This window comes from Novosphingobium sp. BL-52-GroH (genome assembly GCF_044813085.1).
Classification (GTDB): domain Bacteria; phylum Pseudomonadota; class Alphaproteobacteria; order Sphingomonadales; family Sphingomonadaceae; genus Novosphingobium.
Genome location: NZ_CP171152.1, coordinates 109,733 through 129,162, shown reverse-complemented (window position 1 = coordinate 129,162; position 19,430 = coordinate 109,733). Strand labels below are relative to the sequence as shown.

15 protein-coding genes are annotated in these 19,430 nt (G+C 67.9%); 9 read left to right on the top strand and 6 right to left on the bottom strand.

All coding sequences use genetic code 11. The features are described from left to right. Positions 1-4 precede the first annotated feature (4 nt). Together ACFFDA_RS13210 and ACFFDA_RS13205 are read right to left on the bottom strand one after the other, a co-directional pair. The gene (locus ACFFDA_RS13210; protein WP_404480916.1) at positions 5-2,236 is read right to left on the bottom strand and encodes a TonB-dependent receptor; all 2,232 of its coding nucleotides are present in this window, start codon (positions 2,234-2,236) and stop codon (positions 5-7) included. 158 nt (positions 2,237-2,394) lie between these two features. Then, positions 2,395-4,080, bottom strand: a complete 1,686-nt coding sequence (locus ACFFDA_RS13205; protein WP_404482909.1) for an MFS transporter — start codon at positions 4,078-4,080, stop codon at positions 2,395-2,397. Between the two features lie 255 nt (positions 4,081-4,335). Between ACFFDA_RS13205 and ACFFDA_RS13200 the strand changes: the two genes are divergently transcribed. Next, positions 4,336-5,589 (top strand): acetyl-CoA C-acetyltransferase, encoded by a 1,254-nt coding sequence (locus ACFFDA_RS13200; protein WP_404480915.1) that lies wholly within the window; start codon positions 4,336-4,338, stop codon positions 5,587-5,589. Between the two features lie 23 nt (positions 5,590-5,612). Then, on the top strand, positions 5,613-6,101 hold the full coding sequence (locus ACFFDA_RS13195) for a MarR family winged helix-turn-helix transcriptional regulator (protein WP_404480914.1): 489 nt from the start codon (positions 5,613-5,615) through the stop codon (positions 6,099-6,101). Between the two features lie 100 nt (positions 6,102-6,201). Here ACFFDA_RS13195 and ACFFDA_RS13190 read toward each other — a convergent pair whose 3' ends face one another. Next, positions 6,202-6,510: a hypothetical protein gene (locus ACFFDA_RS13190; protein ID WP_404480913.1), complete on the bottom strand. Its 309-nt coding sequence runs from the start codon at positions 6,508-6,510 to the stop codon at positions 6,202-6,204. 349 nt (positions 6,511-6,859) lie between these two features. Here ACFFDA_RS13190 and ACFFDA_RS13185 point away from each other — a divergent pair, with 349 nt between their 5' ends. The 4 genes from ACFFDA_RS13185 (at position 6,860) to ACFFDA_RS13170 (ending at position 11,597) form a co-directional block, all read left to right on the top strand. Continuing rightward, complete coding sequence (locus ACFFDA_RS13185; protein ID WP_404480912.1) at positions 6,860-8,089, top strand: CaiB/BaiF CoA transferase family protein; 1,230 nt, start codon at positions 6,860-6,862, stop codon at positions 8,087-8,089. Between the two features lie 40 nt (positions 8,090-8,129). Beyond that, positions 8,130-8,420: a hypothetical protein gene (locus ACFFDA_RS13180; protein ID WP_404480911.1), complete on the top strand. Its 291-nt coding sequence runs from the start codon at positions 8,130-8,132 to the stop codon at positions 8,418-8,420. A 19-nt stretch (positions 8,421-8,439) separates the two neighbouring features. After that, on the top strand, positions 8,440-9,954 hold the full coding sequence (locus ACFFDA_RS13175) for a class I adenylate-forming enzyme family protein (RefSeq protein ID WP_404480910.1): 1,515 nt from the start codon (positions 8,440-8,442) through the stop codon (positions 9,952-9,954). Between the two features lie 170 nt (positions 9,955-10,124). Then, entirely contained in the window at positions 10,125-11,597 is a 1,473-nt protein-coding gene (locus ACFFDA_RS13170; RefSeq protein ID WP_404480909.1) for an amidohydrolase family protein, read from the top strand. Here ACFFDA_RS13170 and ACFFDA_RS13165 read toward each other — a convergent pair. After that, positions 11,555-12,502 carry an enoyl-CoA hydratase/isomerase family protein gene (locus tag ACFFDA_RS13165; protein WP_404480908.1) on the bottom strand — a complete coding sequence of 316 codons (948 nt, stop codon included), beginning with the start codon at positions 12,500-12,502 and terminating at the stop codon, positions 11,555-11,557. The genes ACFFDA_RS13170 and ACFFDA_RS13165 overlap by 43 nt on opposite strands. A 321-nt stretch (positions 12,503-12,823) precedes the next feature. Between ACFFDA_RS13165 and ACFFDA_RS13160 the strand changes: the two genes are divergently transcribed. Beyond that, positions 12,824-13,639: a helix-turn-helix domain-containing protein gene (locus ACFFDA_RS13160; RefSeq protein ID WP_404480907.1), complete on the top strand. Its 816-nt coding sequence runs from the start codon at positions 12,824-12,826 to the stop codon at positions 13,637-13,639. A gap of 189 nt (positions 13,640-13,828) precedes the next feature. Here ACFFDA_RS13160 and ACFFDA_RS13155 read toward each other — a convergent pair whose 3' ends face one another. Beyond that, the gene (locus ACFFDA_RS13155) at positions 13,829-15,169 is read right to left on the bottom strand and encodes an amidohydrolase family protein (protein WP_404480906.1); all 1,341 of its coding nucleotides are present in this window, start codon (positions 15,167-15,169) and stop codon (positions 13,829-13,831) included. Between the two features lie 381 nt (positions 15,170-15,550). Between ACFFDA_RS13155 and ACFFDA_RS13150 the strand changes: the two genes are divergently transcribed. Together ACFFDA_RS13150 and ACFFDA_RS13145 are read left to right on the top strand one after the other, a co-directional pair. Further along, entirely contained in the window at positions 15,551-17,740 is a 2,190-nt protein-coding gene (locus tag ACFFDA_RS13150) for an acyl-CoA dehydrogenase (protein ID WP_404480905.1), read from the top strand. A 103-nt stretch (positions 17,741-17,843) separates the two neighbouring features. Next, positions 17,844-18,662 carry an enoyl-CoA hydratase/isomerase family protein gene (locus ACFFDA_RS13145; protein ID WP_404480904.1) on the top strand — a complete coding sequence of 273 codons (819 nt, stop codon included), beginning with the start codon at positions 17,844-17,846 and terminating at the stop codon, positions 18,660-18,662. A gap of 15 nt (positions 18,663-18,677) precedes the next feature. Here the strand turns inward: ACFFDA_RS13145 and ACFFDA_RS13140 are convergent, their stop codons facing one another. Next, complete coding sequence (locus ACFFDA_RS13140; protein ID WP_404480903.1) at positions 18,678-19,349, bottom strand: peroxiredoxin-like family protein; 672 nt, start codon at positions 19,347-19,349, stop codon at positions 18,678-18,680. Positions 19,350-19,430 lie beyond the last annotated feature (81 nt).

The following is a 19,430-nucleotide window of genomic DNA, read 5'->3' as shown; positions in this document are numbered from 1 at the left end:
CCGTTCAGAACCTCACGCCGGCCTCGATGCCGTACGTCGCCGGCTTGTTCCAGTTGGCGCCGATTCCGAAGCTCGAATACTGGGCCTGCGTCAGGTAGCGGCTGTTGGTGACGTTGTCGCCGAACGCCGCGAGGTAGAACCTGTCGTCAGGGGCGCTCCACTGTGCGCGCAGGGCCAGGGTGGCGTAGCTGCCCTGCCTGAACTGCACGCCCGAAGGCCCGAAGAAGAAGCTCGACGAGTAGAACAGGTTGCCCGACAGCGCGAGTTCGCCGCCGCCCAGGTCCGCCTCGTAGCGGGAACCGAGGAAGCCGGTGAACTCGGGCGTGCGCTGCATCGTCACGTCCTCCAGCGTCGTGGGCACCACCACGAAAGTCACGCCGTTCGCCGCGCAACCGGCCGCCGCTTCCGCGCCGAGTTCGGCGCAGCGCACGTAGACCGGCGCATTGTTGAACTGCTTGTAGCGCGCATGCACCCAGGAAGCGCCGGCGGATACCTGGAAGGCGGGCGTCACCTGGTAGCGCGCCGAGCCTTCGAGGCCGTATATCTCCGAGGTCGCGGCATTGATGATCTCGGCCGTGCCGGTGCGGTAGATCGAGACCTGCAGGTTCTTGTAGTCGTAGTAGAACGCCGCGCCCTCGAACGAGAGGCCGCGCGCCTCGTACTTGAAGCCCGCTTCGTAGGCGTTGATATCCTCGGGCTTGACCTTGTTGCAGGTATAGTTGGTGTCCGGGATCTGGCACGATCCGCCGACGTCCGAGATCGCCGCCTTGTAGCCCTTGGTGAACGAGGCGTAGATGCTGGTCCGGTCGGTCGGCTTGAAGCGCAGCACGGCGCGCGGGGTCAGCTTGTTGTTCGAGATGTCGGGCACCGGCATCACCGTGGTGGTGAATTGCTGGTTCCAGTAGGCATCGACGATCTTGTCCTGCGAATAGCGCGCGCCGGCGGTCAGGAACAGCCGCGGGGTCAGCTCGTAGGTCGCGTCGAGGAAACCGGCGTAGCTCTTCACCGTCGTGCTCGACCCGCCCAGGCGAAGGCGTTCGTTGGCGCCGTTGCCGGCGTTGTTGATGTAGGTGATGTAGGTGTCGGTGTTCTGGAAGTAGAACAGGCCGGCAGTCCACTGCAGCTTCGGGCCGGCTTTCGAGGTCAGGAGCAGTTCCTGGCTCCATGTCTCGTTGATGTTGGGCAGGCCGAGCTGGAAGATGTCGAGCCCCGAATAGTCGAGGTCCTGCGACATCAGCGAGTTTTCGCTGCGGTACTGGCTGTAGGATGTCAGGTTCGCGAAGCCGAGATCGGCGCGGATCGTGCCCTGCACGACGTCGCTGTTCGACCGGAAGATCTCGCCGACCGAGCCCGTGGCGATCCTGTTCTTGGCCGTCGTGTAAGTCCCCGGAATGCCGCCGAAAGGCGCGCCGAGGCCGAAGTCCGCAGTGTCCAGCGTCGCGGCCAGCATGGTCGAGGGATCGTCGGTCTGCCCGTGCTTGTAGCGCAGCAGGACGTCGACGTCGTCGGTGAGATCGGCCTTGAGGCCGAGGCGCACCGACCAGTTCTCGTAATCGCCCACGCGCTTGCCGGTGGAGATGTCGTGCTGCCAGCCGTCGCCGCGCCGGTACTGGCCCTCGACGCTCAGCGCCACACGGTCGGAAAGGACGTAGTTGCCGAAGGCCTCGGCGCGCGCCTCGTTGTAGCGGCCGTAGCTGACGCGGCCCTCGAAGGCATTGCCGTTGGTCGATGGCTCACGCGTCGAGACGAGGATCGCGCCGCCTGTGGTGTTGCGGCCGAACAGCGTGCCTTGCGGGCCCTTGAGGACCTGGATGCTGTCGACGCTGATGAGGTCGAAGTCGGCCGCCAGCGGGTTGGGCGAGTAGAACCCGTCGATGTAGATGCCCACGTTGCCGCCGCCGCCCGACGTCGTCACCGCAGTGCCGATGCCGCGGATGGTGGGCTGGAAGAAGCCGCCCGCGAAGTCGAAGCGCAGCGCCGGGGTGACCTTGCCGATGTCGGCGAGCTGCTGGACGCTGGCGGTTTCCAGCGCGTCGCTGGTGAGGTTGGTGATGGAGATCGGCACATCGACTTGCGCCTCGGCTCGGCGCTGTGCGGTGACGATGATGGCCCCGTCGTCGATCGCGGCGGCATCCTGAGCTGCGGCCTGAGTTGCGGCCTGAGTTGCGGCCTGAGTTGCGGCCTGTGCGAAAGCCGGCAGCGGCGCCAGTGCGGACAGCCCCGCAAGCGCGATCATGGACGCGTGAGTCCTCGGCATCGGTATCCCTCCCCATGTTCTTGCTCTTTTGACGCGTTCTACATCCGATGCGCCGCGCGGTTCCAGCGAACCGCTGAACATGGGTCCAGATATCGCGAGGGCAGATTCGGCGGTGGGAGGCGCACCTCGTCGAGGGTTCAGGGGACGATGTAGCCGATCGTCTCCTGCTGCGGATCGTAGGAATCCGCCTGCCGGCGCACCGACCCGAAAGGGCGCTCCAGACGGCGGCGCACGCGGCGGGCATCGCGGGTGCGGTTGAAGGCGTCGGCCTCGGCCTGCACGTCGAGGTCGCGCTGGGTGTAGCGTCCGCGCATCCGCAGGTAGTCGCCCCAGGTCGGGCAATGGTAGCGCTCGGTCCAGAGCGCCGGGTTCTCGATGTCGCGTGCGATCGTCCAGTCGAAGGCGCCGATGCGCTTTCGCACCCGCTGCACACGGCTCATCACCGCGTGGAATTCCCGCGCGCGCTCGGGATCGACGTCGTAGTCCACCTCGACGACCACCGGGCCCGAGCGCAGCGTCAGCGGCAGGGCGACTTCGGGTTCGCTGCCGATCTCGACGGAATCGGTGTCCGCCTCCGGGTCCTTGGCGACGGGAAGGAGGAGGCCGAGCAGCGAACTGGCTCCCACCGCGATGCCCGAGGCGACCAGCGCGAAGGCGACGTCGTGGGCACCCGCCACCATGCCCCAGGCCCAGGCACCGATGCCGACGCCGGCGGTGATCGCGGAGGAGAACAGCGACAGCGCCCGTGCCGTCACCCAGCGCGGGGCGGAAAGCTGCACCGTCACGTTGAGCATCGCGACCGTCAGGATGTTGCAGGCGCCCACCACCAGGAACGCCGCGCAACTGGCCACGAGCGAATGGCTGAAACCGATGGCGACGAGCGCGATGCCGGTGCCCACGGCGAAGAGGCGCAAGGCCCATTCGGTCGAGATCGCCGCGCGGATCTGGCTCACGAACAGCGCCCCGGCGACCGCGCCGACGCCTTGCGCGCCGAGCAGGATGCCGAACGTCGCGGCATTGCCGTCGAGCAGGTCCTTGGCGATCAGCGGGGCCAGTGCCGAGGCGGTGGCGGTGGTCAGCCCGAAGATCGCCACCCGCAGCAGGGCGGTCCGCACGGCCGGGGCGTGGAGCGCATAGCGCGCGCCGGTGAGGATCGCGCGGTCGATGCGCTCGGGCGGCAGGCGCGAGGGAACGTGGCGGCGCTGCCAGAAGAAGAACGCGGTCAGCAGCGGCACGTAGAGCAGCGAGGTCATGCCGAACACCGCCTTGACCCCGTAGAGCACCACGATCACCCCGCCCAGCGCCGGCCCGAAGCTGCGCGCGACGTTGTAGCTGATCGTCCCCAGCGCCACGGCGGCCGGCAAGTGGGTGCGCGAGACCTGCTCGGGTATCGAGGCCTGCCAGGAGGGCGAGAACAGCGCCACGCCGCCGCCGATCAGCACGCAGAACGCCAGCAGCACCCAGGGCGTCGTCAGTCCCAGGAACGTGATTGTCGCCAGGACCGCGGCGGCGACCATGCTGAAGGCGAGGCCGGTCATGGCGATGCGGCGGCGGTCGAACATGTCGGCGATGGCGCCGGCAGGCAGTGTCACCAGCATCAGCGGGATCATCATCGCGGTCTGCACCAGCGCGACCATGCCGGGCGAATTGCTCAGCCGGGTCATTTCCCACTGCGCCCCCACGCCCAGGAAAAGCTGTCCGAAGTTGGAGAACAGGCTGGCGGTCCAGATGTTGCGGAACGTGCGTTCGCGCAGCGGCGCGAATGCCCCTGTGCCCCCTTCGTCCCGTTCGGCTCCTGCGCCGCCCGCCCCCGCACCTGACATCGCCACTCGCCCCCTGTTTCCGTGTTCGGTTGTTCTATGTTTGGTCGACGATCTTGTCCGGCACGCCGCCCCCGTCAAGCCGCCCATCGCGAAGACGATCGATTGACGCGGGAAGCCTGCGTTCCAATATACTAACCATAGTCAGCAATCGCTGCGGCGATAGAGCCCCCGGCCCTGATTGCAATTCCTCCGGGCGCCCCGCATGCCGCCGGAAAATGGCGCTTTGCGGCGCGAGCGAATGCGAGGAGACCAGTCGTGACCGAAGCCTATATCATCGATGCCGTGAGGACCCCGCGAGGGCTCGGGAAGATGGGCAAGGGCGCGCTTTCGCAGATGCATCCCGAGCACCTGTCCGCCTCCGTCCTCGCCGCGCTGAAGGAGCGCAACCAGTTCGACACCGCCGAAGTCGACGACGTGATCTGGGGCGTCTCGGCCGCGCTCGGCCTGCAGGCGGGCGACATCGGTCGCATGGCCGCGCTCGATGCGGGCTACGACGTCAAGGCCGGCGGCGTCACGCTCAACCGCTTCTGCGGGTCGAGCATCACGTCGACCAGCCTCGCCGCCGCGATGATAAAGTCGGGCATGGCGGACCTCATGGTCGCAGGCGGCATGGACATGCTCTCCTACGCCAACATGTACGGCACGAAGATGCGCGAGGCGGGCGTGGGCAGCGCCGGCATGGGCGCCGGCAACCCGCGGCTCCAGGCAAGACATCCGCAGTCCAACCAGGGCGTCGCCGCCGACGCGATCGCGGCGATGGAAGGCATCACCCGCGAGGAACTCGAAGCGCTCGGGGTCGAGAGCCAGCGCCGCGCCGCCCTCGCCATCGCCGAGGGGCGCTTCGACAGGTCCACCATCGTCGTGAAGGACGACGATGGCAACGTCATCCTCGACCACGAGGAATATCCCCGCCCCGAAACCACCGCCGAGAGCCTGGCCCAGCTCAAGCCGGCCTTCGCGATGTTCTACGACATGCCCTCCGCGCCCGGCGGCAAGACCTACGTGGAGCTTATCAAGCAGGTCTATCCGGAAGTGGAGATCAAGCCCGTCCACCACGTCGGCATCTCCTCGGGCGTGGTCGACGGTGCCTCGGCTATCCTGCTGGCGTCGGAGGACTATGCCGATGCCCACGGCCTCAAGCCCCGCGCGCGCATCGTCGCCATGGCCGAGACCGGCGACTGTCCCACTCTGATGCTCAACGGCCCGGTTCCGGCCGCGCGCAAGGTACTTGCCAAGGCCGGGCTGAGCGTGGACGATATCGACGTCTTTGAAGTCAACGAGGCGTTCGCCGTGGTCGTCGAGAAGTTCATCCGCGACCTTGACCTCGATCGCTCGAAGGTCAATCCGAACGGAGGGTCCATGGCACTGGGCCATCCGATCGGCGGCACCGGGGCTATGCTGATCGGCACCGCTCTGGACGAACTGGAGCGGACAGGCGGGCGTTATGGCCTTATCACGATGTGCGCGGCGGGCGGCATGGCCCCGGCCATCATCATCGAACGCGTCTGACGGCGTGGCACAAGGAGCATTGAGTGGCGACTGAAGCGGACGACAAGCCGGTGGGTACGATCAGCGACCCCTTCACCATGCGGGACGAAACCCCGACGCGCCAGGTGGGCCTGCGCATGACCATCATTGCCCGCCTGCAGCGCAACAATTTCGACCGCAAGGTCGCCGCTCTCAACGTCACCCGCTCGCAATGGGCGATGATCGCGATCGTCGCCCGCTATCCGGGCTCGACCCAGCGGACCATCGCGGAATACCTCGAGATGTCGGAAGCCTCGGCCGGCCGCCTGATCGACCGCCTCTGCGCCGATGGCCTGCTCGAACGACGCGACCGCCGCGACGATCGCCGCGCACGCGCCGTCTACCTCACCGACCAGGCCAGGCCCCTGCTCGACCAGCTCGGCGCCATCGCCACCGAGAGCGAGAAGCGCATGTTCGCCGGCTTCACCGAGGAGGAAGTCGCCCAGTTGCTCGCGTACATGACGCGGATCTACGACAACGTCAGCCGGGGTTGACGCGTTCGATATCCGCAACATCGCTTGCACACACCGCGACCAACGAAAAAGGGCGGCGCCATCGGCACCGCCCTTTCTTCTTGAGAGATTGCGCCCCGGCTTACTTGGCCGAAGCGATTTCCTTCTTCGACAGCGACGAGGTCACCTTGCCGCTCACGTCGCTCAGGGTCGACGCCGGAACGGTCACGAGACGCCCGTTGAGGATGACCTGCGGGTTGCCCTCGGCAGTGACGCGGTAGATCGGCGCGATGCGGTAGCCGTCGGCGGCGTAGAGCATCTTGCCGGCGTTCAGCGCGACCGGCGAGGCAGCTTCCTCGGTCGCTTCGCGGACCTGGGTGGTCTCGGCGAAAGCCACGGCGGGAACGGCCGCGACAGTGGCAAGGGCGACGAGCGTGGCGAACTTCTTCATTCTATTGTCTCCGAACCTGACGAACTGGTGCGTAATCGGTTTTTCCAACTTACTAACCTAGGTTAGGAGTTGGTCGCGCGAGAGTCAAATGTAATTTGTGCAACTGCGAGGGCGCTTTTGGCAACCTTATCGCCGAGGCGTCGTTTCCCGCAAAAAGGTCTCGCCACCCCCTGCGCCAGCGGCGCAAAACCGCGCCGAGCGGGCCATGATCGTCCCTACGATGGGGTGCCCGGTTGATCCTCCCGGGCTTTGCGCGCACATCGAAGTCATTGGCGCAAACGGCTGAAAAGCGGGCAGCCAGAGCAATTCACACGCAGCAAGCGACAACGATAAAGACAGGGACTGGCAGATGTCGACAAGGGTCATGGAGGGCGTGCGCGTCCTCGAAGTCGCGCAGTTCACCTTCACGCCCGCCGCCGGTGCCGTGCTGGCCGACTGGGGCGCCGACGTCATCAAGATCGAGCACCCGGTCCGCGGCGACACCCAGCGCGGGTTCCTGAACATGGGCGGCGTCACGCTCGACCCGCTGCGCCACACGCTGTTCGAGCACCCCAATCGCGGCAAGCGCAGCGTCGGCATCGACCTGTCCACGCCCGAGGGCCAGGAAGTGCTCTACGAACTGGCCAGGCACTGCGACGTGTTCCTCACCAACTACCTTCCGCAAGTGCGCCAGAAGCACAAGTTCGACGTCGAGCACATTCGCGCGGTCAACCCGAACATCATCTACGCACGCGGCTCCGCGCTGGGCAACAAGGGCCCCGAGCGCGAGACCGGCGGCTTCGACGGCACCTGCTTCTGGGCGCGCAGCGGCATCGCCTATTCCATGACGCCCGAGGAACTGGGCGCCCCGCTCTCGCAGGGCATCCCCGCCTTCGGCGATTCCATCGGCGGCATGTTCATCGCCGGCGGCATCTCCGCGGCGCTGTACCACCGCGAGAAGACCGGCGAGGCGACCGAACTCGACGTCTCGCTGCTGAGCACGGCCGCCTGGGCCTCGGGCGCGGTGATCGCGCAAGTCGCCGAGACCGGCGTGCTGACCCGCAACCCGATGCCCGGCAGGGGCGGAGCCGCCCGCAACCCGTTCATGGGCAACTACCAGACGAGCGACGAGGGCACGATCAACTTGTGCACGATCTCGCCCACCGGCCACATCCGCAGCCTGTTCGAACACATCGGCGTGCCCGAGGCGGCGCAGGACCCGCGCTTTTCCGAACCGCGCGCACTGTTCGAGAACGCCGGCGCCGCCAGCGACATCCTGGTCAAGGCCTTCGGGGCGCGGCCTTTCGCGTACTGGCGCCAGCACCTCAAGACCTACTCGGGCCAGTGGGCGCCGGTGCAGAGCTTCCACGACCTGCTGACCGACGAACAGGCCATTGCCAACGACCTGATCGTCGAGGTCGAGGGCGCGGACGGCGGCGCCCCGCTCAAGCTGGTACGCGGCCCCGTGCAGTGGAACGGCGAGCCGACCCGGGCCACGCGGTCGCCGCAGGCCTCCGAGCACACCGAACTGGTGCTCATGGAACTGGGCATCGAGTGGGACAGGATCGAGGAATGGAAGACCAGGGGCGCCATCGCCTGACGCCCTCCCCCCGGAACCGGAAAACACCAAGGAACCCGAAATGAAGCCTGGAACCCGCCTCAAGAGCGCCGCCTGCGACACCGAAGTCATGGTGATCCGTGCCGCCGACGGCCGGATCGAATGCGGCGGCTCGCCGATGGGCGAGGCCAAGCCCGCCGAGCCCGCGCCCCTCGCTGCCGACTTCTCGGCCGGCACCCTGATGGGCAAGCGCTACGTCGATGCCGACGGCAAGTACGAACTGCTTTGCGTCAAGCCGGGCAAGGGCTCGCTCTCGGTCGACGGCATCGCGCTGGTCGTCAAGGACGCCAAGCCCCTGCCGGCTTCCGACTGACCTGTAGCCGGACGCCCCGATGAACATCGCTCTCCTTCTCGAAATGGCCGCCGAAGCCGCGCCCGACCGCATCGCCCTCGTGTGCGACGGCAAGCGCTGGACTTACGGCGACCTCCTGGCCGCCGCGCGCGGCGCGTTCGCGCTGATCCAGGACAGCGGCGCGGACTATGTCGCGCTGCTCGACGAAAGCAGCGAGGCGGCGGTCATCGCGGTGTTCGGCGCGGCCCTGGCGGGCGTGCCCTACTGCCCGCTCAACTACCGCCTGCCCGACGCCGACCTCGCCGCGCTGCTGGGCCGCATCTCGCCCGCGCTGGTCATCGGCGACGAGGAGCGCGTGCTGCGCCTGGCCGGCAACCAGGACCACACCATCCTGGCGCGCGAGGAATTCACCCTCAAGGTGCAGGAGACCGTCCCCGGCGACGACGCGCGCGAGTACGACCCGGGCGCCGACGAATCCGGGGGGGGCGTGGCGATCCAGTTGTTCACCAGCGGCACCACCGCCGCGCCCAAGGCTGCGATCCTGCGCCATTCGAACCTTCTCGGATACATCCTGGGCACCGTCGAGTTCGCCAGCGCCGACGAGGCCGACGCCGCGCTGATGGTGGTGCCGCCCTACCACATCGCCGGAATCTCCGCCCTGCTCTCCTCGATCTACGCGCAACGCAGGATCGTGATGCTGCCCAACTTCTCGCCCGAAGGCTGGCTCTCGCTGGTCGCGGGCGAGGCCATCACCAATGCCTTCGTCGTGCCGACGATGCTCGCGCGGATCGTCGACGCCATCGAGAAGGGCGCGGGCCCAGCGACCACCAGCCTGCGCGCCATCGCCTATGGCGGCGGCAAGATGCCGCTGGAAGTGATCCACAAGGCGCTCGAACATTTCCCGGACGCGGGCTTCACCAATGCCTACGGTCTCACCGAGACCAGTTCGACGGTCGCCCTGCTCGGTCCCGAGGATCACCGCGAGGCCCTGGCTTCCGACGACCCCAGGGTGCGCGCGCGGCTGACCTCGCTCGGCAAGCCGATCCCCACAGTCGAGATCGAGATCCGCGGCGAGAACGGCGAAGTGCTGCCTGCGGGCGAACCTGGCGAGATCTACGTGCGCGGCGAGCAAGTCTCGGGCGAGTACAAGGAAAGAAGCGCGCTCGATGCCGAGGGCTGGTTCCCCACCCGCGACGCCGGCTACATGGACGAGGACGGCTACCTGTTCCTCTCCGGCCGCGCCGACGACGTGATCGTGCGCGGGGCCGAGAACATGTCGCCGGGCGAGATCGAGGACGTCCTGCTCACCCACCCCGCCATCGCCGACGCCTGTGCGTGCGCGATCCCCTCGATCGAATGGGGCGAGACGGTCGGGGTTGCCGTCGTGACCCGCGACGGTCACGAGGCGCCGGGCGAAGGCGAGTTGAAGGACCTCATCCGCTCGCGCCTGCGCTCCTCGCGCGTGCCGGAGAAAGTCGCCTTCGTGACCGAGCTTCCCTACAACGAGATGGGCAAATTGCTGCGCCGCAAAGTCAAGGACGTCCTTGCCGGCTGACGGTCTTCCCGGCCCGGCCATCGCCGAATTGCCACCTACCGCGGCGGGCCCTGGCAGCGTATAGGCCTGTCGATGAGCGCAATCACCGCCATGGGCAGGGCCGGGGAACGGGCGCACGACCGCCTCGCGATCGACCGTCGCCTCCGCGTCTGTTCAGGACACCCCGCGCAGTGCTGATCCGCAACGCCGAAATGCCGGGCGGCGCGCGCCGGGACTTGCGCATGGAGGGCTCGCGGATCGCCGAGATCGGGCAGCTTGCCTCCCGCCCCGGCGAGCGCGTGATCGAGGCCCGTGGCGGCGCGCTGCTGCCGGGCCTGCACGACCATCACATCCATCTCGCGGCGCTTGCCGCGCGGCGCAGCTCGGTCGAGTGCGGCCCGCCGCAAGTCCACGACGCCGAGGCGTTCGCCCGCGTACTCCGGGCGCCGGGCACAGGCTGGCTGCGCGCGATCGGCTTTCATGAAAGCGTGCTGGGCGGCGCCCTGCCCGATGCCCCAGCGCTCGACCGCATCGTCCCGGACCGCCCCTTGCGAGTGCAGCATCGCACCGGGCGCATGTGGTTGCTCAACACGCGCGGGCTGGACGAACTGCTCGCCATCGCCGCCCCGCCGCCCGGTCTCGAGCGCGAGGGAGGGCGCTACACCGGCCGCCTGTTCGACGAGGATTCGTGGCTGCAGCAAACGCTCGGAAGCCTGCCTCCCGACTTTGCCGAAACCGGCGCGGAACTGGCCCGCCACGGCGTCACCGGCGTGACCGACATGTCGCCCCGCAACGACCCGGTGATGGCCCGCCATTTCGCACGGCAACATAGGGAGGGCCGGCTTCCGCAACGCCCGGTACTGGCCGGGAGCCTCGCACTGGCGGAGGCGGAGGCGGAGGCGGAGATGGAGACGGGGAGGGAGACTGGGGCAAGGCCGGGCGGCTGGCGGCTCGGCCCGCTCAAGCTCCATCTGCACGAAGCCGCGCTGCCCGACTTCGACGAGGCGCTCGCCTTCGTGCGCGCCGGCCATGCCCAGGGCCGCGCGCTGGCGGTCCATTGCGTCACCGAAGTGGAACTGGTGTTCACGCTGGCCCTGCTCGATGCGGCCGGAACCGTGGCCGGCGACCGGATCGAGCACGTCTCGGTAGCCTCGCCGGACCTCGTCGCGCGGATGGCCGAACTCGGGCTGCGGGCCTGCGTCCAGCCTCACTTCGTCGCCGAGCGGGGCGACCGCTACCTCGCCGACGTCGAGCCGCGGCATCACCCGGACCTCTACCGCCTGCGCACGCTGCAGACCGCCGGCCTGGTCATGGCGGGCGGCAGCGACGCGCCTTACGCCAGCGCCGATCCGTGGCGGGCGATGGCCGCCGCCGTGCGCCGCACCACGCCGAGCGGCGCGGTGATCGGCCCGGACGAGGCGCTGACCCCGGAAGCGGCCCTCGCCCTCTACCTTGCCGACCCGCTCGACCTCGCGCGCCAGCGCCGCGTCGCGGTGGGCGAGCCTGCGGACTTGTGCCTGCTCGACCGGCCCTGGGCCGCAGCGCGCGACCGGCTCGACGGGGCGGACGTCGCGATCACGATCATCGACGGTATCCCGGCCTTCTCGCGTGCCCCGACCGCTCAATCCACCAGTTCGTCGACGAGCCCCCACTCGAGCGCCTGACAGGCGCCGATGCGGCGCCCCGACAGCACCAGCAGCGCCGTGCGCTGCGCACCGATGCGGCGAGTCAGCGATACGCAACCGCCCGCTCCCGGAATGATGCCCATCGCCAGTTCGGGGAGCTGGAACCACGAACGCCGGGTCGCGGTGACGCGGTGGGCGAATGCCGCCAGTTCCAGCCCGGCACCGACGCAGCCGCCGTCGATCTCGACCGCGAACCGATCCGCGCAGTGCACCGCCTCGCGTGCGGGCAGGGTACGGCAACGGATCATATGCGCCGTCGCAGGGTCGGTGGTGGTGCCGAACTCGGCAAGGTCCGCACCCAGGCTGAACGCCTTTCCCCTTGCCCGCAGTGTGATCCGCGCGATGCTGTGGTCCAGGTTCGCCAGCGCGAAGGCCTCGTGGAGCGCGTCGCGCATGGACACGTCGATCGCGTTGCCAGCGCCGGGCCGATCGAGCGTGGCGACCACGTCGTCACCTTCTCGGGACAAGCCGACCCGGCCCGGTTCGTGGCGACGCACGAGCGGCGTCCGGCGCATGATCCAGTCCCGGTGCGCGGCACTTCCCTGCAGCGTCGCATAGGCGAGCGATTCCGCCGTCAGCCCCTCTTCGGCCGAGAGCGCGGGCAGCACACGCAGCAGTTGCACCAGAGTCGCGGCGGCCAGCGGCTGGCTCGTCACGGCGCGGATGATCGCATCGGTATCGAAACCCGCTTCGACCACCGTATCCAACTTGCAGGCGAGCGGGTGGTCCCTCCCCCCGCTTCCGACGACCGGCCAGGGGGGCAGCCGCAGCCCGCGGGGATGGTGCGGCGCAGTATCGAGATCGATGAGCGCAAGCGGCTCGGGCCAGGCGAATCCGCCCTGGGCCAGGTCACCGTTCGATACCGTCAATCCCGAGAAATCCATGGTTTCCTGTCGCTAGAAGTCGATTCCGTCCGTCGCTCGAAAGGCATGAACCGGCGCATCGTCGTTGGCTAGTCCCCCAACGCGCCGGTCGGGGTGGCCAGATCGCGTCCGGCCGCCTTGCGAGCGTATTTCGCGCGCTGCCCGGCGCCCGGTAGATTTCTGCCGTTCGTATACAAAAAAGAGCCTTGATGAACAGTGGTGTTGATGCTAACCAAAGTGAGCAAAAAACGAGCATGACTCAGTTATCTGGGCAACGACTCCGGGATAGAGGCAAACTCGTCGAAGCGAGTCCATCAACCAAGCAGAGGGAGGAGAGACCTCATGTCTGGCAAGACGTCGTCATCATCGAACAAGGCCAAGATTGCACGGCGGGTTATCGAGGTACTGGAGTACTTCGACGATGCGCACCGCGAAGCGACCGTCATGGACATCGTCCGGCGTTACAATCGACCACAGTCGAGCACGTCGGAACTGCTGTCGAGCCTCGTCGAACTGGGCCTGCTTCACAAGGACCCCTACTCGCGCGCCTATTGCCTGACGCCCCGCGCCGCGCTGATCGGCACTTCCGGCCAGCCCGAACTGGTCCGCGACGGGCGCATCGTGCGCCTGATGGACCGCCTCGTGGCGCAGACCGGCCTGTCGGTCGCGCTGCACTCGATGGTCGGGCTCGACGCACAGATCGTCAACTGGCGCCACGGCCCGCGCGCCCTGGCGGCGACCCGCGAACTGGCGGGCGGCGTCAAGGAACCGCTGGCCCGCAGCACGGCCGGCTGGCTGATGCTCTCGACCATACCGCGCCAGCGCTGCGAAGGCATGGTGCGCCGGCTCAACGCCGAGGCCGCCGAGCACGAGAAGTTCGCCTTTTCGGAAATGATGGCCCGCATCGACGCCTGCCGCGAACCGCGTCACCTGTTCGGTCCGGCCGGTTTCGGCACCGGCGCCGAGGCGCTGAGCGGTCTCGTCCCGCGCCAGCCCGAAGGCCACCCGCTGGTCATCAGCGTGGTCTACGGCAAGGACGACAAGGTCACTCCCGAGGCGCTTTTCCAGTGCCTGAGCGACGCCATGCGCGCTTGCCTGCCCGACCCGGTGGCGCAGCATGCCCAGGCCAGCGTGGAGCAGTTCTCGCACGCCGCCTGACCCATTACGGACCCAACGGGAAGGGCCCCGCGAGACACCTCGCGGGGCCCTTTTCCTTTTCCGCTTCTCCTTGCTGCGCAGCAATGGGCAAGTGGCAGCCGCGTAGCAGGTGACGGAGGGGTGTTCCCGCCCTCAACCCTTCGGACGCCCCCCTTCCCCGTCGACCGCGTCGACACGGGGAGGGTCGGATCATGCCTCCTGGCCGGTCAGGCGGCTCAGGCGGTCGGCATCGTCATGGCGCTTGAACATCTGCATGATGTCGCCCGAGGTGACCGGCCGCACTTCGCCCTGCGCCAGCGGGCGTTCGCCCAACGAGGACTTGGGCGTGGTGTCGACCCTTTCCGCCCTGGCCCTGGCGCGCAGCGCGCCGACCGTGAGGTCCGCCCTGGCGTGGTGCGCGAACGGGTCGAAACGGAACCAGCGCATGGCGTTGCCGTGGGTGATCTTGTCGATCTGCGCGTCGGTGAGGTGGTTGATCGTGGGCCACAGGCGTTCGGGCACTTCGGGCCAGAGAGTGTCGGAATGCGGGTAGTCGCATTCGTAGGCGATGTTGTCCTCGCCGATGAACCCGATGTTCTGCAGGCCGAAGGCGTCGTCGATGAAGCAGTTGAGGAAGTGGCGACGGAACATCTCGCTGGGCTTGAGCTGCTGGAAGCGCGAGTTGGTCCAGTACTTGTGGCGCGAGTTCGAGAAATCGGCGCGCTCGGTGAAATAGGGGACCCAGCCGATCGAGCCCTCGGACAGCGCGATGCGCATGTCGGGGTAGGTGTGCAGCGCCTCCAGTTGCAGCCAGTCCGAGGCCGCATAGGCGATGGTCATCGGCATCGTCGAGATCCATGCCTCGATCGGCGTCTCCATCGAGGCATGCGGGGCCGGATTGCCGCCGCCGATATGGATGCAGATCGTCATGTCGAGGTCGTTGATCGCCTTGTAGAACGGGTCCCAGTAGGCGTTGTGGATCGAGGGCAGGCCCTGGCAGGTCGGGTTCTCGCTGATCGAGACGGTGTGGCAGCCCTTGGCGCTGACGCGCTTCAGCTCGGCGATCGTCGCGTCCATGTTCCAGGTCGGAAGGATGGCGCAAGGGATGAAGCGGCCCGGATGGGCACCGCACCATTCGTCGATGTGCCAGTCGTTGTAGGCGCCGACGTGCTTCACCGCGAGGTCCCGGTCGGGCACGCGATGGAGCCGCCCGCCCGCGAAATCGAACACCGATCCGAAGTTGAGCGAGGCAGCGATGCCGTTGACGTCCATGTCCTTGACCCGCTCGTCCACCCGGTAGACGCCCTCGCGCAACTGGTCGAGCGAGGTCGGCTCCATCCCGTATTCCTCGAAAGGCCGGCCGACCACGGCATTGAGGGCGACGGACGCGAAAGTCTGGCCCTGGTAGACCCAGACGTCCTTGCCGTTCTCGTCCTTCACCATCCTGGGCGCGCTCTCGAGCAAGGCGCCGGAGAGATGGTTCTGGAACATGTCCGGCGGCTCGCTGATGTGATCGTCGACGCTGACGATCACCATGTCGTTCATTTCCATCTCTCGTCTCCCATCCGTTGCGGTGCTGCCGGTGCTTCTTCCCGATCTCGTGCCGTTCCTGGTATTCGTTGCGGCCGGACCGTGCGGGGCCGCTCGCAGTGGCGCCGGATAGTGGAGACTATCCTTCCTGCGCACCGCGGGCCAGCCGGCCCGGGCGAGCCATCGCTTGTGCGATTGCCATCCCCGAACGGGAACGCCCGGCCGGTCCGCGGCGGCCTTCGCCGCTGCCACCACGGGGCCGCCCCGCATCGCGCCCGCGATTGCCACGGGCTGCGGATTGAACGCCTCTCCAACCTGTGTTCAGGACCATGGGGAAGCGCGCCCGCATCCGCCTCATGGGCCCCGGCGCGCCGACAACGATAAGCTCCGGGAAAGCCTGCCATGAACTTCGACCTCACCGACGAACAGGAAATGATGCGCGACACCTTCGCGCGTTTTCTCGACGAGCATTCCAGCACGGTCCGGGTCCGCAAGGCGCAGGACACCGGCGGCTTCGATGCGGCCCTGTGGAGCGGCCTTGCCGAGCTTGGCGCCTTTGCAATGCGCGTGCCCGAAACGGCGGGCGGCATGGAGCTGGGCCTGTTCGACGCGGCGCTGCTGATGGAGGAGGCGGGACGCACGCTGGTTTCCGGCCCGCTCGCCGAGGCCTTGGTCGCCACGCGGCTGCTGGGGCAGCTTGGCGGGCAGGACGACCTCCTCGAACGGGCGATCGGCGGCGAGGCGGTCGTCACCATCGCCCTGCACGACATCGCGGACAAGCCGGTGCAATGGATCGCCGGCGGCGCCGTCGCCCAGGCCGTCGTCGCGCGGCGCGGGGCCGAGGTGGTGCTGGTGACGGTGGACGGTGCGGGCAGCGCCGAGCCCAATCTCGCCACCACTCCGATCGCCGAGATCGACCTCGCCGCCGCCGCGACGGAGGTGCTCGCCGCGGGCGAGGAGGCACTCGCCACGTTCGCCGCGGCGGTCGAGGAATGGAAGCTGCACATCGCCGTCGGCCTATCCGGGATCGGCCGCCAGGCGCTCGTCATGGCCGCCGCCTATGCCGGCGAGCGCAAGGCGTTCGGCCAGCTCATCGGCACGTTCCAGGGCATCTCGCACCCGCTGGCCGACCTGCTGTGCGACGTGGACGGCGCCAAGTTCCTCGCCTGGAAGGCGATCCGCGACATCCACGACGGTTCGCACGAGGCCGGGGCGACGATCTCGCTGGCCTACTGGTACGCCTGCGACGCCGCCGCGCGCGCGGTCGCGCAAGGGCTGCACACGTTCGGCGGCTTCGGCCTGTCGAGCGAGTACGACATCCACCTCTACAACTTGCGCGCCAAGGCCTTGCCGCTGGTGGCGGGCGACCCCGCGCTGGCGCTGGAGGAGGCCGGCCGCCGCCTCTACGCCGACGAGACCCCTGCCCTGCCCGCCGCCGGCGACGTCCCGCTCGACTTCGATCTCGGCGAGGAGGCCCGGCAGGTCTGCGCCGAACTGGCCGAGCTTTTCGCGACCAAGGTGACGCCGGAGATGAAGGCCAGGTTCCACTATTCCTGGGAAGGCTACGTCCCCGAAGTCCACAAGATGCTGGCCGACCACAACCTGCTGTTCCCCGGCCTGCCCGAGCACCTCGCCGGCCGCAGGATCACCCCCTACGCGCGCATCGCGGCGATGGGCGAACTCGAACGGCAGGGGTACAACACGCCGGGCGCCAATGTCGCGGCGATGGTCGCGATGATGATCGACAAGTACGGCAGCGACGAACTCAAGACCGAGGTCCTGCCCCGGATCACGGGCGGCGACGTGCTGTGCTCGCTCGGCTATTCGGAGCCCTCGTGCGGCTCCGACGTCTTCGCCGCGCAGTGCAAGGCGACGCAACAGGAGGACGGCTCCTGGCGCATCGACGGCACCAAGATGTGGACCAGCGGCGCCAACCTTTCCAGCTACGTGCTCATGCTCACCCGCACCAATCCCGATGTACCCAAGCACAAGGGGCTGACGATGTTCATCGTGCCTCTCAAGACCGAAGGGGTCACGGTCCAGGCCGTCCACACCTTCCAGGACGAGCGCACCAACATCACCTTCTACGACGGCGTGGTGATCCCGGACTCCTGGCGCCTGGGCGAGATCGACGGCGGCGTGAAGACGATGAGCGCCGCGCTCGAACTGGAGCACGGCGGCGGCTTCTCCAAGGTCATGAAGGCGATGATCGAGGCCGCCGAGGACCTGACCCGGCAGATCGGCATCGCCGGCGAGACCCGCACCCAGTGCCGCCTCGCGCGCAGCGTCGCGCACTTGTGGATCTCGGACATGCTGACGTATCGCGCGCAGTGGTCGAGCATCGAGAAGAAGCCCAACCATGCGTTCGGGCCGATGGCGAAGATGTACTCCTCCGAGAAGTTCCTCAGCGACAGCCGCGACCTGCTCGACCTGACCGCGCCGCTCTCCCTGTCGAAGCGCGAAGGGGCCGCCCGACTGCTCAACCAGTGCTACCGCCATGCGGCGGGAACCACGATCTACGGCGGCACCAGCGAGGTGCACCGCTCGATGGTCGCCGAACGCGGGCTGGGCCTGCCGAGAACGCGGGGTTGACTTTGCCTCTCGCGCCCATCGTCATTGCCAGGGAATGGGCCGGGGAATGGCCCGGGGAATGGGACGCAGTTCTGGATCGTTGCCGGAAAATGGAACCAACACGATGACCGACGAAGCACCGCATCTGCTGACCGAGGACGTCGAGGGCATCCTCGTCGTCACGCTCAACCGCCCGGACAAGCTCAATGCGATCAGCCGGCCGATGATGGACCTGCTGACCGAGGCCGTGCTGCGCCTGCGCGACACGCCCGAACTGAAGGTCATGCTGATCCGCTCGGCCGGGCGCTACTTCAGTTCCGGCGCGGACTTGCGCGGCGACGACCGCAACCTCGTCTCGCCGGTGCACGACGGCTCCAGCGCAAGGGGCATCCGCGAGAACCACCGGCTCAACCTCAACAACATGCAGCAGTTGTGGGACGAGATGGAACACGTCGAGAAGCCCATCGTCGTCGCACACCATGCGATGTGCGTGGGCGGCGGGCTGGAGATGAGCCTCTCGTGCGACTTCCGCCTCGCCGCGAAAAGCGCAGGCTATGCTTTCCCCGAAGGCCTGTTCGGAGTGCTGCCGGCCTCGGGCGGGGTCTCGCGCCTGACGCGGATCTGCGGGCCGCACTGGGCGCGCTGGCTCATCATGGCGAACAAGCCGGCCAGCGCCGACATGGCCCTGACCATGGGCCTCGTCCACCAGGTCTACGAGGACGAAGGCTTCGAGGAAGAGGCCATGGATTTCTGCCGCCACCTCGCGAAGCAGAACGGCGAGCAGATGGGCGCGGCCAAAGTCGCCATCGAGCTTTGCGCCGAACTCGGCCGCGATTCCGCCCGGCATGTCGAGCGCATGGCGAACAGCGCGCTGATGCTCAACCCGGACTACATCAAGGGCATGCAAGCCTACCTCAAGGGCGTCGGCGGCAAGGGCAAGTAGCCGCCCCCGGCCCGCCTATGCGGACGTCGCCACGACGAGCGCATCGACCGCCCCGAGCAGCGGCCCGGCTTCGGTCCGGGCGAGCCAGTCCGGCGTGACGTCGATGAAGCGGACCGTGCGGTCGCGGTCGATCACGATCGTCGTCGCCTGCGGGAGTTCGTCGTTGCTGGTGCCGATCACCGCGCTCAGGTCCAGGCCCTTGCGCTCGAGATAGGCACGGGTCGTCGCGTTGGGGGCATAGGTGATCCCCAGGTAGCGCGAAAAGCGGTTGTCGGGATCGGATGCCACGGTGAACGACAGATCGTGCCGGCTGCGGATTTCGCCGAGCGGCCCGGGGACCTGCGGGCTGATCGCGACGAGGGGAATCCCCAGTTCCTCTAGCCGTGGCCACAGGTTGCGCTGGTAGTAGGGCAACGCGATGTTGCAGGCGGGGCAGCCTGCGAAGCGGAACACGACCAGCACCGCCGGACCGTTGGCGACGACATCGTCGAGGCTGAAATCCCCGCCCTGCACGTCGGTGAAGACGAAATTGTCGAGCCGGGAGCCGACCGCGGGCGATCCGGCCGGATCGTAGCTGTCCTCGAGTTCACGGCGCTGGCGCACGTTGGCTTCCACGTCTTCGGGCGGAAGGGTGCGCACCCGCTCCTCGTGGAGCCTGCCATAGAGTTCGCGAAGCGATTCGGTCACGTCATCCTCCCGTGCGATGTGCAGGGGGGTAGGCTAGGCGCGTCCTGGCGATCTCACGAACGGGTATCGCTGATGTGCTTA

What these genes read in the sequence shown, in the direction of transcription:
- ACFFDA_RS13210 (WP_404480916.1), bottom strand. Translation starts at nt 2,236, where the DNA reads ATGATCGCGCTTGCGGGGCTGTCCGCACTGGCGCCGCTGCCGGCTTTC.
- ACFFDA_RS13205 (WP_404482909.1), bottom strand. Translation starts at nt 4,080, where the DNA reads ATGTCAGGTGCGGGGGCGGGCGGCGCAGGAGCCGAACGGGACGAAGGG.
- ACFFDA_RS13190 (WP_404480913.1), bottom strand. Translation starts at nt 6,510, where the DNA reads ATGAAGAAGTTCGCCACGCTCGTCGCCCTTGCCACTGTCGCGGCCGTT.
- ACFFDA_RS13185 (WP_404480912.1), top strand. Translation starts at nt 6,860, where the DNA reads ATGTCGACAAGGGTCATGGAGGGCGTGCGCGTCCTCGAAGTCGCGCAG.
- ACFFDA_RS13180 (WP_404480911.1), top strand. Translation starts at nt 8,130, where the DNA reads ATGAAGCCTGGAACCCGCCTCAAGAGCGCCGCCTGCGACACCGAAGTC.
- ACFFDA_RS13175 (WP_404480910.1), top strand. Translation starts at nt 8,440, where the DNA reads ATGAACATCGCTCTCCTTCTCGAAATGGCCGCCGAAGCCGCGCCCGAC.
- ACFFDA_RS13165 (WP_404480908.1), bottom strand. Translation starts at nt 12,502, where the DNA reads ATGGATTTCTCGGGATTGACGGTATCGAACGGTGACCTGGCCCAGGGC.
- ACFFDA_RS13160 (WP_404480907.1), top strand. Translation starts at nt 12,824, where the DNA reads ATGTCTGGCAAGACGTCGTCATCATCGAACAAGGCCAAGATTGCACGG.
- ACFFDA_RS13155 (WP_404480906.1), bottom strand. Translation starts at nt 15,169, where the DNA reads ATGGAAATGAACGACATGGTGATCGTCAGCGTCGACGATCACATCAGC.
- ACFFDA_RS13150 (WP_404480905.1), top strand. Translation starts at nt 15,551, where the DNA reads ATGAACTTCGACCTCACCGACGAACAGGAAATGATGCGCGACACCTTC.
- ACFFDA_RS13145 (WP_404480904.1), top strand. Translation starts at nt 17,844, where the DNA reads ATGACCGACGAAGCACCGCATCTGCTGACCGAGGACGTCGAGGGCATC.